Origin of the sequence: Saccharibacillus sp. JS10, from assembly GCF_024436065.1 — a bacterium.
Classification (GTDB): Bacteria; Bacillota; Bacilli; order Paenibacillales; family Paenibacillaceae; genus Saccharibacillus.
Map to the genome: position 1 here is coordinate 453369 of NZ_JANFNS010000002.1, position 16292 is coordinate 469660.

Consider the following 16292-nt stretch of genomic DNA (forward strand, 5'->3'; position numbering starts at 1 on the left):
GGAGGTTTGTGGATGGAAACGATTAGCGAAAAAATGCTCGATTCAAAAGAGGGGCGGCAAGGATCGGGAGAACCGGTCGTTCGTTTTAGCAATGTCGTCAAGCGGATCGGTCGCAAAACGATTATCGAAAATTTGACGCTAGATGTACCTGCCGGACAAGTCTTCGGATTTTTGGGACCCAATGGTTCAGGTAAAACGACTACCATTCGGATGATGACAGGCTTGATGAAATTAAGTTCGGGAGACATTGTGATTGCGGGGCACAGCATTAAGCAGTCTTTTGAAAAAGCGATCACCGAAGTAGGAGCTATTGTCGAAAACCCGGAGATGTACAGCTATCTCAGCGGGTACAGCAATTTGCTGCAATATGCTCGAATGAGAGCAGACGTGACCAAAGAACGGATCGACGAAGTCGTGAAGTTTATGGGCTTGGAAAAACGGATTCGAGATAAAGTGTCTACATATTCGCTAGGAATGCGTCAACGTCTCGGCGTCGCACAAGCGATCTTGCATCGTCCGAAGTTGTTGATTTTGGATGAACCGACGAATGGTCTAGATCCACAAGGTATTCGCGAACTGCGTGATTATTTGCGTGAACTGACGCGCCGCGAAGGAACGACCGTATTCGTATCCAGTCATTTGCTCAGCGAGATGGAATTGATGTGTGATTCGGTTGCGATCATCCAAGCGGGCAAACTAATCGATGTGCGTCAACTTCATGGCGAGTCCGATGCGGAGACGATGCTGGAAACGATCTTCGATGTCGGGCAAATGGAAGAAGCGATTGCGCTGCTAGGCGGCGGCGAGATTCGCGACGGTCGATTGGTCGTACGCACGAATCGCGAAGGAATCGCGGAGATCAATGCGCGCCTTGTACAAGCGGGCATCGCAGTCTATGGCATTCACCCTCAGAAGCGTTCGCTCGAAGATCAATTTTTGGAGATGACGGGAGGTGGCGGCATTGTTTAATTTTTTTGCTTTGGTGCATAACGAAAATATTAAAATCCATGCGCGGGTACGGACTTGGATCATGCTCGGCATCTTGCTCCTAATCGCTGTATTAATGCCTGTTTTATTTCATTTTATTAGTGAAGATATGGGTGTATGGAGTTCGATGAACACGATGCTTCAATTTTGGTTTTTGCCGACGGTCTTCTCGGTCGCGGTAGCAGCGGACACGGTAGCCGGCGAGTTTTCACGCGGTACCATTAAGTTACTGCTGATTCGTCCGTGGAGTCGGATCAAAATTTTGTTGTCCAAATATGTAGCGATCGTGCTGTTTATGCTGACGTTATATGCCATAATGATTTTCGTAAGTCTTGGCGTTTCCTCGATCTTATTCGAAAATCAGTCGGGTTCAAACGATATTTTGGGACAACTTGCAGGGAGTCTGTCTGATTTCTTCTGGATGTCGCTTCTGTATCGACTCATTGATACGCTGATGTATGTCACGATGGCATTTATGTTCGCTGCGATCTTCCGAAGCAATTCGCTTTCGGTCGCGCTGACGATTGTTCTACTGTTTATGGGTTCGCTGATCACTTTGCTGATCGATCCTTCCAAATACGAAATCGGTCGGTATCTGTTGTTCGCCAACTTGAATCTAGGTCAATATCTAGGTTCGGAGACAGGCACATATGGCGTGACGACGCTTGGATTCTCTTTAGCTGTTCTGGCTGTATACTACATGGTGTTCCTTGCGTTAACGTTCTGGGTATTCCGAAAAAGAGATGTGGCGTAAAGGCGGGAGTGCCTTGCATCTATGAATTGCGCTATAATAAGAAGATCGACAAACCGGCGCACTCGACTTTGAGTGCGTTCGGATTTTAGGAAGCGAAGGTGAAGAAAGACGTGCAAGCAGACGAGACTCTGATTCGGCAATGGATTTCACATAGCGAAGCCGATACCGCAGCGCTTGCGGAATATTTTGCAAAGTTGGCTCATCCCGGTACAGTGATCGCGCTTGATGGAGATCTAGGAGCCGGAAAAACGAAATTTTCGCAAAGTTTTGCCGCAGCTTTAGGCGTAAAAGGGATCGTAAACAGCCCTACTTTTACATTAATCAAAGAATATGAGGGGCGTTTGCCTCTTTATCATATGGATGTATATCGCATCTCGCAGGATGAAGCCGAAGATTTAGGATTGGAAGAATATTTTGAAGGTGCTGGCGTATCTTTAGTCGAATGGGCTTCGATCATTCCCGATCTGTTGCCAACCTACATTCTTCATTTGCGTATTGAGCATACCGGAGGCGACGCGCGGATCATTCACTGCGAAGGGATCGGTACGCCATACACCGAGTGGGTCGCAAACTTACCGGTATCTCAATAATTTAAGAATTCAAGAAGGACGGAGCATGTAATATGGAAAAAGATAGCCGGCCGCAGAGCCGGATTCTTGCGTTAGACACCTCAAGTGCTGCGCAAGCCGTAGCGGTATTGAATGAAGATCAGGTACTAGCAGAAAGTAATAAGTTAGCGGAGCGCAACCATTCGGTCAATTTATTGCCGGAGATTCAACAGTTGTTGCAGCAGTCCGAGATCAATAAATCAGATTTGACAGGCATTGCAGTCGGAATCGGGCCGGGTTCTTACACAGGCGTACGAATCGCGGTTACAACAGCCAAGACTTTGGCTTGGGCGCTCAAAATTCCAGTCGTGGCGGTATCGAGTTTGGAAGCTCAGGCAGCATCAGGGCTCGCCAACACGGATTTCGAAGCCCGCATTTGGGTGATTCCGCTTGTCGATGCAAGGCGCGGTCAAGCGTATACGGCATTATTCGAAGCAGAAGGCGTTCAGGCAGAGCGATTGAAACGGCTTGCGGAAGACGCGATTTTGTTGACTCAAGATTGGGTCGCCGAATTGGCACGTAAGTTCCAAAACACTGCGATTTCGGATCGTCCTGAGCAGATCTTGTTTACCGGAGACGTTGCTCAACATGCCGAGAAGATTGATACTTTTGCAGAGTTGAGCGGATTGTCGCCCGAAAAGGTTCATGCCCAACTTTGTCAGGTCGACGCGAGTTGGATCGGCAAGATCGGGCAGCACAAACTTGCAGCTGGCGAAACAACGGAAGCTCATACTCTTTTGCCGAACTATACGCAAGTGACAGAAGCCGAAGCCAATCTATTAAAGCATACAAAGCCAGCTCAATAAAAAAGGGGGTCGCATGCGGTGGAGCATCAAGAAAGAGAGTCGGTAGAGTCTTCAGAACAATCGGTTGTCACTTTTCGTTCTATGCGGCTCGAAGATATTCCAGACGTTATGGTGATCGAACATGAATCTTTTTCATTGCCGTGGACGGAACAAGCTTTTCGGAGCGAAATGACGCTGAATCATTTTGCGCGTTATATCATGATGGAAGTCGACGGGAAACCGGCTGGATACGCCGGCATGTGGACCGTTGTCGACGAAGCGCATATTACAAATGTAGCCGTGCGTACCGCATATCGAGGGAAAAAACTAGGTCAACGATTGTTAGATGAACTTCTCGATCTTGCGGCGGGTCTGGAGCTTGAGCGCGCTACGCTTGAAGTTCGGGTCAGCAATGATGTTGCGCGAAATTTATATACCAAAATGGGATTCCACGAAATCGGAATTCGCAAAAGCTATTATTCGGATAATAACGAAGATGCCGTCATTATGTGGATCGATCTGAACGATCGTTCGCAAGCTGCTGGATCTACGGAAGGAAGCGTGTAATTCAAATGAACAAAGCATCTACATCGCATACAGCAGATGCAGCAACGAAAGATGTATATATTTTGGCGATTGAAACGAGCTGCGACGAAACTTCGGTGGCAATTGTCAAAAACGGCAAAGAAGTGATCGTCAATCATGTGGCAAGTCAGATCGAGACGCATAAAGCTTTCGGCGGCGTCGTTCCCGAGGTCGCTTCGCGTCAGCATGTGGAATGTATCACGCTGTTGATCGAACAGACGATTGCGGAAAGCGGGCTGCAAGCCGAAGAACTCGACGCCATCGCGGTCACAGAAGGCCCGGGTCTGGTCGGCGCGCTGTTGGTCGGGATCATGGCAGCAAAAGCTTTGGCTTTTGCACTGGATAAGCCGCTGATCGGAACGCATCATATCGCCGGTCATATTTATGCCAATCAATTGGTCGAAGAAATTCAGTATCCTGCGATTGCATTGGTGGTATCTGGCGGCCATACGGAAATTGTACGCCTTGAACGCGAAGGGCGTTTCCAAGTTATCGGACAAACCCGTGACGATGCAGTCGGAGAAGCTTACGACAAAGTCGCGCGCTCACTCGGCTTTCCTTACCCGGGTGGCCCGCATGTGGACAAAGCGGCGCAAGCGTCAGATACGGCGACCCCGCTTCCGCGCGTATGGCTGGAAGAAGGTTCGTATGATTTTAGCTTGAGCGGATTGAAATCTGCGGTATTGAATGTTGTGAATCAGAGCCGTATGAAAAACGAAGAAGTGGATTCCGGAAGTATCGCGAGAGGTTTCCAAGATTCCGTTGTTGAAGTCTTGGTGGCAAAAGCGGTTCGCGCTGTACATGAATACGGAGGCAAGCAATTGCTGCTTTGCGGCGGGGTTGCTGCAAACGGCGGTCTGCGAAAAGCATTGCAGGCAAGCTGCGAAGCGCAGCAGATTCCGTTAGTCATTCCGCCGATGAAATATTGTACGGATAATGCGGCGATGATCGGAGCTGCCGCTTATGTGAAATGGACGCATGGCGAATTCAGTGATTTATTTATTAAAGGCGAACCCGGGATGTCGCTTGAGGCATGGTCGGTTCAATAATCAGAAGATCCGTTCAAGTACGCGCTGCGTCTTGACGGATCTTTTTTATTTGTCAATCCCTGAATAAACTTATCCACATATCCCCTGACAATAGTGGATAAACGCTTCCAAGTCCCGCCAAACGCCGACTCTCTTTTCTATGAAAAAGGGGATATGTTTTGCAAAAGAACAAGCTAAAATCTGTGGATAATGTGTATAACATGGTGGATAAAATTGGTTTCTATTCATAAGAGGCGGCATGGACAAGAAAAAACCGACCTTTTCGGTCGGTAAGATAGCAAGTTAACTCTGATTAGTGTGGATAACCTGGTGGATAACAGGAATAGCTTTAAAAACGGTATTGACAAAAAAATTATTCTGCCGCTAGCGTCTCCCATTCTTCATAAGCCGAAGAAAGCTGTGTTTTATTCGTATCGATCGCCAGTTGTCGATCTTGAATCGCCATATAATCTTCGTAGATTTCAGGAAGCGTAAGTTCCGTCTCCAATGTAGCGATCGAACTTTCAAGCTCTGCGATCAAGACTTCGAGTTGTTCCAATCGACGTTGACGATTACGTTCATCGCGCTTCGCTTGTTTGCTTTCTTCAAACGATGCTTGCGCGCTTTTCGAATCGTCATTAGGTTCTGCCGGGCTTGCTGAAGTCGCGGCTAACGAAGAAGGTTTGGGGCGATTGCCACTGAGTACTGCCGCTTCGCGCGCGATTTCTTCAAGCTCTTGCTTCTTCTCTACGTAATCGTCGTAATTGCCAAGATACGCATGGATACCGTTTGGACTCAGTTCGATCACGCGCTCTGCCATTTTGTTCAAGAAGTAACGGTCGTGAGAAATAAAGAGCAACGTACCTTCAAAATCGATCAAGGCGGACTCCAGCACTTCTTTGCTGTATAAATCCAAATGGTTGGTCGGCTCGTCGAGCACAAGCGTATTGGCTTCAAGTAGCATCAGCTTCGACAGAAGAACACGCGCTTTTTCGCCGCCGCTAAGTGCCGAAATTCGTTTGAGTACGTCTTCGCCGCTGAACAAGAAGCTTCCCAGTACCGTACGAATACGCGCTTCTTCCATATGCGGATACGTACCCCATAGTTCTTCAAGCACCGTATTTTGCGGATTTAAGGTATCTTGATCTTGATCGTAGTAGCCGATTTGGACTTTGGCGCCCCATGTGATTTTGCCTTCGTCTTGTTGGCGTTTGCCAATCAGCGTCTTGAGCATCGTCGATTTACCGACACCGTTGGGACCGATCAAAGCGACCGTTTCTCCGCGGCTTAGCGCAAAAGAAGCATGTTGGAAAAGCTTGTCGTTTCCATCATACGAAGCAGACAGACCATCGACATGAAGCACATCTTTACCGGAGGTATAAGCTGCTTGGAACGAAAAGTTCGCTCGCTTGAGATCGCCGGCAGGGCGGTCAAGTCGATCCATTTTCTCCAATGCTTTGCGCCGGCTTTGCGCGCGTTTGGTCGTAGACGCACGGACGATATTTTGCTGTACGAAAGCTTCCATTTTGGCAATCTCGCCTTGTTGCTTCTCATATTGCTTGAGATCCGCTTCGTATTCGGCAGCTTTCAGCTCGGTGTATCGGCTGTAGTTACCCGTATAGCGGCGTGCGCGGTGGCGCTCGATTTCAACAATCGCATTGACGGTTTTATCCAAAAAGTAACGGTCGTGAGAAACAATGAGCAGCCCGCCGTCATAACTCCGCAAATAATCTTCCAGCCAAGTGAGCGTCTCGATATCCAAATGGTTGGTCGGCTCATCGAGCATCAGCAGATCAGGGCCTTGCAGCAGCATTTTTGCCAAAGCCAAACGAGTCCGTTGACCCCCGCTGAGTGTCGAGACGATCGTTTCGGGGTCGAATTCCCCAAAGCCCATCCCGTGCAGGACGCTGCGGATTTTGGTACCGATCTCATACCCGCCGCGATCTCGGAACCAATCCGAGCGCATGGCGTAGCGATTCAGCAAATCTTGATAAGCTTTGTCTTGCTCGGAATGAGAAGAACCTTCCGTAATTTCAAGTTCCATCTCGCGAATTTCGCGTTCCGCATCAAGCAGGTCGGCGAAGACATCAAGCATTTCTTCTTGAATGGTGCGATCCGACTGCAATCCGCTATTTTGAGCGAGATAACCGAGCGTCGTTTCTTTGTTTTTAAAAATTTGACCTTCGTCATGAGACATTTCTCCAGCGAGAATTTTGAGCAAAGTCGATTTGCCGGCACCATTCACGCCAACCAAGCCGATTCGCTCGCGTTCAAGCACTTGAAACGTGATTCCTTCGAGGATACTTTGAACGCCATATCTTTTTGTAATTCCTGTCGCTTGCAGCAGCATGATTCGTTGTCCTCCGCGCTTATAAAGTCGTCTAGTATATTTTATTTTACATTAATAGCTTCAAAAAACCAAAAGGAACAACGTGATTCAAAAAGAAAAACCCTCCTATCTCTTGTGATCCCTCTGTGAGCGGTGGTTATTTGCGTAAAACAATGATAAACTTGAGCATGTGAGAACAAAAAAGAGAACAGAAGAGAACCCGGGAGGCGAACGGGATAAAACCTCTAGCGGATAAAGCAGAGCTTCGGCGTCATATGGCGCGAATCCGAGAAGAATTGCCGCAATCACTGCGTCAATATTCATCGAATATCGTGTGTGAGCTGGCTTTGCATGAACTAAATACATGGCGTGAACGCAAAAAAGCGCCGCTTGCGATTCTCGGTTATCTACCTTTTCGGAGTGAACTCGATATACGTCCTGTACTGGAAGAATGCCGAAAGTCAGGCGATACCGTGCTTGCGCCGCGAATTCATTCGGGTACTCGGCATATGCGGTTGTTGATCATGAACCAAGCAACCGATGAAGAAGTCGGCACTTGGGGAATACCCGAGCCGAATGCGCAACTTCAAGAATGGGAAGAAGACAAGCTCGCAGAGATTGATGTGGTGCTTGTGCCTGGTCTTGCTTTTGACACACGCGGAGGGCGTATCGGTTATGGCGGTGGATTTTACGATCGTTTGGCGCAGCGATTCGCTGCGGCTCACGCTAATCCAAGTTATTGGGCTTTGGCTTTTGCTGAGCAAGTGATTCAAGAAGTTCCGATGCAGCCGCATGATTTTCGATTAGAGCAATTGATCGATCCGACCGGAGTAACGTTTACGAAAGATCGGATTTGATAGATAGATAATATAAGTAGAGCGATGGATGAGAAGAGGTGACCTCATGCTGTGGAAAGTGGCAATTTTGACAGCCAGCGATAAGGGAGCACGGGGCGAGCGAGAAGATACAAGCGCGCAGGTGATCCGGGAACTGGTCGAAGAAGAAGTGGGCGGAGAAATTATTGAATATCGGATCGTTCCGGATGAGCTAGACGAGATCATGGCGGCATTGATTGAAATGACCGATTATTTCCAAGCGGATCTGGTGCTGACAACCGGCGGAACGGAACTCGCAAATCGCGATGTGACGCCAGAAGCGACCAAGCGCGTAATCGAGCGTGAAGTACCCGGTATGGCAGAAGCGATGCGAATGAATGTGATGTCCAAAAACCGCGCAGCGATGTTGTTCCGGGGAATTTGCGGGATACGCGGACGTTCGTTGATCGTCAATTTGCCAGGAACACCAAAAGGCGTACATGAAAATTTTGCGGCGATTATGGATCAATTGCCAGAAGCTTTGTTGATGGTAACCGGGCAGTATCGCCAGTAAGACGTCGGCAAAAGGTTTGCTTGCAGACCGTACACAAAAAGGACGACCCTGAATCAACGAAAAGGGAGTCTTTTTTTGTGTGAAGGGACTTGAAATTTTGCGCCGAGACGGGTAATATAAAACTTGGCTGTTAGCACTAGACGTTGTCGAGTGCTAACGATAAACTTATGCAGGGCAATCTAATCAACCTTTCAAGGAGGCTATTTTTCATGATTAAACCGTTGGGTGAACGTGTACTCGTAGAACCGATCCAGCAGGAGGAAACGACTTCGTTTGGTATCGTACTTCCGGATGCGTCGAAGGAGAAGCCACAAGAAGGTAAAATTATCGCTGTAGGCAGCGGCACTTTGAAAGACGGCGTGCGTACTCCGCTCGAAGTTCAAGAAGGCGACCGTGTCCTGTTCTCGAAATACGCAGGAACTGAAGTGAAATATGAAGGTAAAGAATACCTGATTATGAAAGAAAGCGACATTCACGCCATTTTGGCTTAAGACTTTTTACAAGCGTTAATCTTTATGATCCAACTCAATTATTGATCATTCCAAGGAGGTTATTCGACAATGGCTAAAGATATTTTGTTCGGCGAAGAAGCACGTCGCTCTATGCTTCGCGGCGTAGACGCATTGGCAAACGCGGTAAAAGTAACACTCGGACCTAAAGGACGCAACGTGGTACTGGAGAAAAAATTCGGTAGCCCGTTGATCACAAACGACGGTGTAACGATTGCGAAAGAAATCGAACTCGAAGACGCTTTTGAAAACATGGGCGCTCAACTGGTTAAAGAAGTCGCAACCAAAACAAACGACGTTGCAGGTGACGGTACAACAACCGCTACCGTTCTGGCTCAAGCGATGATTCGCGAAGGTCTGAAAAACGTAACGGCTGGCGCTAACCCTATGATCATCCGTAAAGGGATCGATAAAGCGGTTAAAGCGGCTGTTCTTGAATTGCAACAAATCGCAAAACCAATCGAAGGCAAACAATCGATCGCTCAAGTTGCCGCGATTTCTGCTGCTGACGAAGAAGTTGGCGAACTGATTGCAGAAGCAATGGAAAAAGTGGGCAAAGACGGCGTAATCACCGTTGAAGAATCCCGCGGATTCGCAACTGAGCTTGAAGTCGTAGAAGGTATGCAATTCGACCGCGGCTACATCTCGCCTTACATGATTACAGACACAGACAAGATGGAAGCGGTTCTGGAGAACCCATACATCTTGATCACCGATAAAAAAATCAGCACGACGCAAGATATCTTGCCGTTGCTGGAAAAAATCGTACAACAAGGCCGCGCACTGGTGATCATCGCTGAAGATATCGAAGGCGAAGCTCTTCCTATGCTCGTACTGAACAAACTGCGCGGTACATTCAACGCAGTTGCAGTCAAAGCTCCTGGCTTTGGCGATCGCCGCGAAGCGATGTTGCAAGATATCGCAGCTCTTACAGGCGGTCAAGTGATTACAGAGAAATTGGGTCTGGAACTCAAATCCGCAACATTGGATCAACTGGGTACAGCTCGCCAAGTTCGTGTAACGAAAGAAAACACAACATTGGTAGACGGTGCTGGCGACAAGTCGGATATCGATGCACGCGTTAACCAAATCCGTTCGCAACTGGAAGAAACGACTTCCGAGTTCGACAAAGAAAAACTGCAAGAGCGTCTGGCTAAACTTGCTGGCGGCGTAGCCGTTGTCAAAGTTGGCGCAGCGACTGAAACAGAGCTGAAAGAACGCAAACTGCGTATCGAAGACGCTCTGAACGCAACGCGCGCAGCGGTTGAAGAAGGTATCGTATCAGGCGGTGGTACAGCGCTCGTGAACGTATACAAAGCAGTAGCAGCTGTAGAAGTAAGCGGCGACGAAAAAACAGGCGTGAACATCGTGTTGCGCGCTCTGGAAGAGCCAATCCGTACAATCGCGGCAAACGCTGGCGAAGAAGGTTCGGTTATCGTAGACCGTCTGAAAAAAGAAGAAGTCGGCATTGGCTACAACGCAGCAACAGGCGAGTGGGTCAACATGTTCGACGCAGGTATCGTAGACCCTGCTAAAGTTACGCGTTCGGCTCTGCAAAACGCAGCTTCGGTAGCGGCTATGTTCCTGACAACAGAATCCGTAATTGCCGACAAACCAGAACCAGCAGGTCCTGCTGCTCCTGATATGGGCGGAATGGGCGGCATGGGCGGTATGATGTAATCATTCTCCAAACCGCAGCGTCAAACTCTGATCACTCAGAGTTTGGCGCTTTTTTTTTGCTACCTCGGTATCTTCGATGCAATAAAGGGTAATAACAATAGACAGCGAATTTTAGACAATACCCACTTTCATTTAGATGGTAAAAAAGCGAGGTTATCTTATTGTTTACTCTGATGGCTGCAAGATTGCTTCGTCTTATGCCGAATCAGGCATTGAAAAAGCCCATGCTCCCTTTCGAGCCGGTGAAAGAAAAAAAAGACCTACAGGTCGAAACATCGGTGAAAACCGCGGATCTGTCTTTTTATTATCCGTTGGAATCGAATTCTACAAACCTCCCCGTTTATATCAATCTTCACGGCGGGGCTTTTATTATGCACGACAAAGAAATGGATGACCTGTACTGCCGTTACCTTGCGAACCGTGCGAATTGCGTAGTAGTAAACGTAGAATACGCCAAAGCACCGGAATATCCTTTTCCCCAGCCGATCGAACAATTATATGAAGTCTTCCAATGGATCAAAAACAATGCCGGACATTTGAATATCGATGTGGAAAAGATTATGATCGGTGGACAAAGCTCTGGCGCGAATCTTGCTGCTGCTCTTTGTTTGTATTTGGAACAAAAAGGCGAGGCTCAGCCGCTTCTTCAAGTGCTGAACGGTCCGATGCTGGATTTCGTGACGCCTTTTTCCAATAAGCCAGAGCCGGATATGCTGCGTGCCCGGTATCCTCAAGTCGCTCATTTTTTGAACCTCTGTTACGTACCGAAAAAAGGGCAAGCCGAAAATCCTCTCGCTTCTCCCGTATACGCGGAAATCAATGATCGATTGGCACCTGCGCTGATTCTGATTGCGGAATACGATGCGTTTAGACCGGAAGCCGAACGTTACGCGGCGAAGTTGAAAGCAGCTGGAGTCGAGGTCGAGTCGACGTTGTTTAAAGACTGCAAGCATTCTTTTGCCCATCTAGGCCCGAAACACAAAGCAGAAGAAGCTTGGGAAAAGATTGCATCGACTTTGAAAAGATACATAAAAGAAGCCAACCACATTTTGAAAGAACGGGAAGGGGAAATTGTTTAGATGAATAAAATGCAGAAAAGCGTAGTGGTTATCGGAGGCGGGCTTGGAGGTTTGTCAGCAGCAATTTCGCTTAGACAAGCCGGATACGAAGTCTCATTGTACGAGAAAAACAATCATATCGGCGGTAAACTCAATCGTTTGGATCAAGATGGCTTCGGTTTTGATTTGGGTCCGTCGATTTTGACGATGCCTCGCGTATTCGAAGATTTGTTCAAAGGCAGCGGCAAATCGATGAGCGATTATGTACATATCGAAAGACTTGATCATCAATGGCGTTCCTTTTTCCCGGACGGCAATGTCATCGACTTATACGAAAGCCTGAAGAACATGGGCGAAAACAACCCTCATTTGAGTGAAAAAGATATGCGTGAATATCGCAATCTGTTGGAGTATTCCAAAAAGATTTACGATATGACGGATAAGACGTACTTCAAGCATGGCGTCGATACGACCGGAGAAATCATGAAGCATACCAGTCTGCTTGGCGCATTGAAAAATTTCGATTTATTCTCGACGGTTCACGGCGCAATCGATAAACGGATCAGCAATCCTCAGCTGCGCGATATGTTATCTTACTTTATCAAATACGTAGGTTCGTCTCCGTATGATGCGCCAGCCGTATTGAATATGATGATTTATATGCAGCACGATCAAGGGCTCTGGTATGTACCGGGCGGTCTGAACAAGCTTGCCGACGGTCTAGTGAAACTTGCCGAAGAAATCGGCGTTCAATTTCACTTTGGAACAGCGGTAACGAAGTTGGAAAAAAAGAACGACGTGATTACATCCGGTTGGCTCGATGACGGAACGCGTCTGACTGCTGATTATTATGTCTCGAATATGGAAGTTATTCCGGTATACGAGCGATTGCTGGAAGAAGACAGCCGCTTCGTAGACAAGTTGAAAAAGAAATTCGAACCGGCAAGTTCCGGCCTTGTTTTGCATTTGGGCGTGAAAAAAACGTATCCGCAGCTGCGCCATCACAACTTCTTTTTCGCGAAAGATATGAAGCAGCAGATGCAGTCTATTTTCCATGACCACAAGTTGCCGAATGATCCGGTGATCTATTTGGTTAACGTCAACAAAACGGACCCGTCGCAAGCACCGGAAGGGCATGAGAATATCAAAGTCTTGCCGCATATCCCTTATATTCAAGATCAGAAACCGATCAGCCGCCAAGAATACGAGCAATTTGCCGAGCGTGTCTTGATGAAGCTTGAGCGAATGGGCTTGGAAGATTTGCGCGCCAATATCGTAACGAGAGATATGTGGACGCCGGAAGATATCCGCAAAACTTACGGATCGGATCGAGGCGCTATTTACGGAACCGTATCGGATCGCAAAAAAAATAAAGGCTTCAAACACGCCAAACAAAGCGAACGCTACAACAATCTGTTTTTCGTAGGCGGAACCGTCAACCCAGGCGGCGGCATGCCGATGGTAACGTTGAGCGGTCAGCTGGTTAGTAAGAAAATTGCGCAGCGAGACGGTGCCCATGCTGGGGACTGAAAGCCTAACCGCCGATGAAATTGTTTTTTTGAAAAGCTTACCTGAAAAGCAGCGTGAAAAAGGGTTGTCTGTAGGCAGCCCTTCTAACGAAATGCGCAAAAAGCAGCTTGCTCAGCTGAAAACGCTGCTGTTGGAGCACGAAAAAGCTTTAACCGACGCGCTTTATGCCGATTTAGGCAAACCCGCTTTCGAATCGTTTTCTTCCGAACTTGCAGTGCTTTTGAACGAAATTGATTATGTAAGCAAGCACTTGAACCGATGGAATCGACCCACAAGTTCGAGACATCTAAAATTAGGTCATTTGGACGTGTTACGCAAAAAAAGGCAGCCGTACGGAAGTGTATTGATTATTGGTTCGTGGAATTACCCGGTTCAGCTCACATTGATGCCAGTGATCGGGGCGATTGCAGCCGGGAATTCCTGCGTGATCAAGCCGTCTGAGTACGCTCCGGCAACAGCGAAGTTGCTCAAGCAGCTTATTAATGAAGTCTTTTCTGCCGAGCAGATCGTTGTCGTGACCGGAGATGGGCAGGTTGCCAGCGTACTGACTTCGGCAGCTTTCGATTTGATCTTTTTTACAGGTAGCGAGAAAACAGGGAAACTGGTCGCTGATCAAGCAGCCAAACATTTGACGCCCGTGATTTTGGAACTGGGTGGTAAAAATCCGTGCATCGTTGACGAAACGGGGTTTTCCAAAGCATCGATCAAAGATATCGTGTGGGGGAAATTTCTGAATGCCGGGCAGACGTGTATCGCACCCGATACTCTTTTTGTTCATCAATCGGTTTACGAACAGGCACTTGATGAAATTTCGTCGGTCTTATCCGGTTTTTATGGCGATCAGCCTCAAGCCAGTGAAGATTACGGTCGGATCTGTACCGATGCGCATTTTCAAAAAGTGACCGAATTTATCGGGCAAGGCACAGTTCGGTACGGGGGGATGTATGATCACGCAGATCGATTTATCGCACCCACGGTGTTAACGGATATGTTACCGGGCAGCCCGGTGTTGGAAGATGAAATTTTTGGTCCGGTTCTGCCGGTCATTCCTTATACGGATTTGGATACGTTGCTCGCTAGCGGCACTCTTCAGCGCGATGCGTTGACCGGATACTTATTCAGCACGAATCAACATCATATCGATCGTTTTAGCGCCTATATGCGATCTTCGACAGTCAGTATCAATCAGGTGATCCATCATGCGGCAAGCCCGCATATCGCGTTCGGAGGAGTCGGAAAAAGCGGCTACGGCGCATACCACGGCAAAGCGGGCTTTCTAGCTTTCAGCTACGAAAAAACGAATGTCCGAACGTATCATTATCTACGCTTTCCGGGTAAATTCCCGCCTTATTCAAAGACCAACATGAAAGCTTTGAAAAAGTTGAGAAAGCAAATTTTATAATGACGGGTATCGTAATCAAGCAAATCGGATTTGGAAATGAGGATTTTGCATGAGTAAAAAGGTAATTGTCATCGGAAGCGGAGTAGCGGGGCTTGCTTCGGCTATAAGGCTTCAAAACGCGGGTTATCAGGTCGAGATTTACGAAAAAGGATCAACGCCCGGCGGCAAAATGAATCGGATTGAACTGGACGGAGGGTATAAATTCGATCTGGGACCGAGCATTGTTATGATGCCAGAGATTTATCGCGAAGTGTTCGAAGTGTGTGGACGCGACCCGGACGACTATATTCCGATGAAAAAGCTTGACCCGATCTACCGGGCTTATTTTAGCGATATACCGCACCAGCCTTTCGATATTTCTTCCGATATGACGCAGCTCACTCGAACGATCGAGTCGATCAGCGAAGACGACGCAGCCGGATTTTTTCAATATATGCACGATATTTATCAGAAATTTATGATCGCCAAGCATCATATTCTATCGAGACCTTTTCGCAAAAGAAGCGACTTTTACAATCTGCCGATGCTCAAAAAAGCGTTGAAGTTAAAGCCGTATGATACCGCGGATAAATTTGTCGGTCGATATATCAAAGATAAAAGGCTCAGACAAATGATCAGTTTCCAAACGCTGTATATCGGGATTTCGCCGTTGACCAGCCCGTCTTTTTACACGATGATTCCGATGCTGCAATTTCTGTACGGCGTATGGTTTATCAAAGGCGGCATGTATACGATGGCTTTGTCGATGGAACGGTTGTTCAAAGAGCTTGGAGGCGTCATCCATTACGGCAAAGATGTGCAGCAGATCGCGATCCAGAATCAAAAAGCAGAAGGCATTGTCGTAGACGGACAAACCATCTATTCCGATTATGTGCTGTGTAATGCCGATTTTCCGTACGCGATCAAGCAGTTGGTACAAGATAAACCGTCCAAAGGGAAATTTACCGACGAGAAAGTCGATAGCATGGAATACTCTTGTTCTTGCTTCTTGCTATATCTCGGGATGGATCGCAAATACGAAGAAACGGACCATGTACATAACTTTATTTTCAACGAAGACCTGGATCAGAACTTGAAAGATATTTTTGACGGGAAAAAGCTGACGAATGCTTCTTTTTATGTCTATATCGCTTCGAAAGCGGATTCTTCTATGGCTCCCGAAGGCAAAGACGGATTGTATATTCTGATGCCCGTAACCAATGCAACGGAGTCCAAGTACGAATGGAACGAAGAAACGGTTGCGTATTACCGCAGCTATATCTTAAATGAATTGAAAAAAATTCGCGGCTTCGAAAACGTTGAAAACGAGATCGTGACCGAAACGCATATCACGCCGATGGATTTCAAAAATAAGTTCAATGCGCATAACGGCGCTGCGTTCGGCTTACAGCCTATTTTGAAGCAAAGCAATCATTACCGTCCGCAAAGCAAAGCGAGCGATTGCGAAAACTTGTACTTTACCGGAAGCAGCACGCATCCTGGCGCCGGCGTTCCGATTGTATTGCTGTCGGCAAAAATTGCGTCTCAAGAATTGATCCAAGATGATACAGGAGAAATCTTTGATTATTCGGTAAAATGAAAATAGGAAAAAGCCTCATATTTGCTAGGTATATCTGTGTAGAAAGAAGGGTGATCGTATTACGACCCT

The 16292-nt window shown here is 47.4% G+C and carries 15 protein-coding genes; 14 read left to right on the plus strand and 1 reads right to left on the minus strand.

Features of this window, described 5'->3' with window-relative positions; genetic code table 11:
- The first annotated feature begins 12 nt into the window (after positions 1-12).
- The 6 genes from NOM90_RS07500 to tsaD all read left to right on the plus strand — a co-directional run bounded on the left by NOM90_RS07500 (position 13) and on the right by tsaD (position 4768).
- Positions 13-969 (plus strand): ABC transporter ATP-binding protein, encoded by a 957-nt coding sequence (locus tag NOM90_RS07500; protein ID WP_255941073.1) that lies wholly within the window; start codon positions 13-15, stop codon positions 967-969.
- On the plus strand, positions 962-1741 hold the full coding sequence (locus NOM90_RS07505; RefSeq protein WP_255941074.1) for an ABC transporter permease: 780 nt from the start codon (positions 962-964) through the stop codon (positions 1739-1741). Before NOM90_RS07500 ends, NOM90_RS07505 begins: the two co-directional genes overlap by 8 nt.
- A 98-nt stretch (positions 1742-1839) precedes the next feature.
- The gene (gene tsaE, locus NOM90_RS07510; protein WP_370866582.1) at positions 1840-2331 is read left to right on the plus strand and encodes a tRNA (adenosine(37)-N6)-threonylcarbamoyltransferase complex ATPase subunit type 1 TsaE; all 492 of its coding nucleotides are present in this window, start codon (positions 1840-1842) and stop codon (positions 2329-2331) included.
- A gap of 32 nt (positions 2332-2363) precedes the next feature.
- Positions 2364-3155 carry a tRNA (adenosine(37)-N6)-threonylcarbamoyltransferase complex dimerization subunit type 1 TsaB gene (tsaB, locus tag NOM90_RS07515; RefSeq protein ID WP_255941075.1) on the plus strand — a complete coding sequence of 264 codons (792 nt, stop codon included), beginning with the start codon at positions 2364-2366 and terminating at the stop codon, positions 3153-3155.
- Positions 3156-3236: 81 nt separating this feature from the next.
- A complete protein-coding gene (gene rimI / locus NOM90_RS07520; RefSeq protein WP_255941844.1) occupies positions 3237-3701 on the plus strand; it encodes a ribosomal protein S18-alanine N-acetyltransferase in 465 nt (154 codons plus the stop codon).
- 5 nt (positions 3702-3706) lie between these two features.
- Positions 3707-4768, plus strand: a complete 1062-nt coding sequence (gene tsaD, locus NOM90_RS07525) for a tRNA (adenosine(37)-N6)-threonylcarbamoyltransferase complex transferase subunit TsaD (protein WP_255941076.1) — start codon at positions 3707-3709, stop codon at positions 4766-4768.
- Positions 4769-5120: 352 nt separating this feature from the next.
- Here tsaD and abc-f read toward each other — a convergent pair whose 3' ends face one another.
- The gene (gene abc-f / locus NOM90_RS07530; protein WP_255941077.1) at positions 5121-7097 is read right to left on the minus strand and encodes a ribosomal protection-like ABC-F family protein; all 1977 of its coding nucleotides are present in this window, start codon (positions 7095-7097) and stop codon (positions 5121-5123) included.
- Between the two features lie 215 nt (positions 7098-7312).
- Here abc-f and NOM90_RS07535 point away from each other — a divergent pair, with 215 nt between their 5' ends.
- The 8 genes from NOM90_RS07535 to NOM90_RS07570 all read left to right on the plus strand — a co-directional run bounded on the left by NOM90_RS07535 (position 7313) and on the right by NOM90_RS07570 (position 16223).
- Positions 7313-7933 carry a 5-formyltetrahydrofolate cyclo-ligase gene (locus tag NOM90_RS07535; RefSeq protein WP_255941845.1) on the plus strand — a complete coding sequence of 207 codons (621 nt, stop codon included), beginning with the start codon at positions 7313-7315 and terminating at the stop codon, positions 7931-7933.
- A 46-nt stretch (positions 7934-7979) separates the two neighbouring features.
- Positions 7980-8465: a MogA/MoaB family molybdenum cofactor biosynthesis protein gene (locus tag NOM90_RS07540; protein ID WP_255941079.1), complete on the plus strand. Its 486-nt coding sequence runs from the start codon at positions 7980-7982 to the stop codon at positions 8463-8465.
- A 209-nt stretch (positions 8466-8674) separates the two neighbouring features.
- The gene (gene groES / locus NOM90_RS07545; RefSeq protein WP_255941081.1) at positions 8675-8956 is read left to right on the plus strand and encodes a co-chaperone GroES; all 282 of its coding nucleotides are present in this window, start codon (positions 8675-8677) and stop codon (positions 8954-8956) included.
- Positions 8957-9025: 69 nt separating this feature from the next.
- On the plus strand, positions 9026-10654 hold the full coding sequence (gene groL / locus NOM90_RS07550; protein ID WP_255941083.1) for a chaperonin GroEL: 1629 nt from the start codon (positions 9026-9028) through the stop codon (positions 10652-10654).
- A 161-nt stretch (positions 10655-10815) separates the two neighbouring features.
- Positions 10816-11733 (plus strand): alpha/beta hydrolase, encoded by a 918-nt coding sequence (locus tag NOM90_RS07555; RefSeq protein ID WP_255941085.1) that lies wholly within the window; start codon positions 10816-10818, stop codon positions 11731-11733.
- Entirely contained in the window at positions 11734-13242 is a 1509-nt protein-coding gene (locus NOM90_RS07560; RefSeq protein ID WP_255941087.1) for a phytoene desaturase family protein, read from the plus strand.
- Positions 13229-14644: an aldehyde dehydrogenase family protein gene (locus NOM90_RS07565; protein WP_255941089.1), complete on the plus strand. Its 1416-nt coding sequence runs from the start codon at positions 13229-13231 to the stop codon at positions 14642-14644. The genes NOM90_RS07560 and NOM90_RS07565 overlap by 14 nt, the downstream gene beginning before the upstream one ends.
- A 49-nt stretch (positions 14645-14693) precedes the next feature.
- The gene (locus NOM90_RS07570; RefSeq protein ID WP_255941091.1) at positions 14694-16223 is read left to right on the plus strand and encodes a phytoene desaturase family protein; all 1530 of its coding nucleotides are present in this window, start codon (positions 14694-14696) and stop codon (positions 16221-16223) included.
- Positions 16224-16292 lie beyond the last annotated feature (69 nt).

Excerpts from the sequence above, each read along its gene's own strand:
- NOM90_RS07500 (WP_255941073.1), top strand. The coding sequence starts at position 13 with ATGGAAACGATTAGCGAAAAAATGCTCGATTCAAAAGAGGGGCGGCAA.
- rimI (WP_255941844.1), top strand. The coding sequence starts at position 3,237 with ATGCGGCTCGAAGATATTCCAGACGTTATGGTGATCGAACATGAATCT.
- NOM90_RS07565 (WP_255941089.1), top strand. The coding sequence starts at position 13,229 with ATGCTGGGGACTGAAAGCCTAACCGCCGATGAAATTGTTTTTTTGAAA.
- tsaD (WP_255941076.1), top strand. The coding sequence starts at position 3,707 with ATGAACAAAGCATCTACATCGCATACAGCAGATGCAGCAACGAAAGAT.
- NOM90_RS07560 (WP_255941087.1), top strand. The coding sequence starts at position 11,734 with ATGAATAAAATGCAGAAAAGCGTAGTGGTTATCGGAGGCGGGCTTGGA.
- NOM90_RS07540 (WP_255941079.1), top strand. The coding sequence starts at position 7,980 with ATGCTGTGGAAAGTGGCAATTTTGACAGCCAGCGATAAGGGAGCACGG.
- tsaB (WP_255941075.1), top strand. The coding sequence starts at position 2,364 with ATGGAAAAAGATAGCCGGCCGCAGAGCCGGATTCTTGCGTTAGACACC.
- abc-f (WP_255941077.1), bottom strand. The coding sequence starts at position 7,097 with ATGCTGCTGCAAGCGACAGGAATTACAAAAAGATATGGCGTTCAAAGT.
- groL (WP_255941083.1), top strand. The coding sequence starts at position 9,026 with ATGGCTAAAGATATTTTGTTCGGCGAAGAAGCACGTCGCTCTATGCTT.
- groES (WP_255941081.1), top strand. The coding sequence starts at position 8,675 with ATGATTAAACCGTTGGGTGAACGTGTACTCGTAGAACCGATCCAGCAG.
- NOM90_RS07570 (WP_255941091.1), top strand. The coding sequence starts at position 14,694 with ATGAGTAAAAAGGTAATTGTCATCGGAAGCGGAGTAGCGGGGCTTGCT.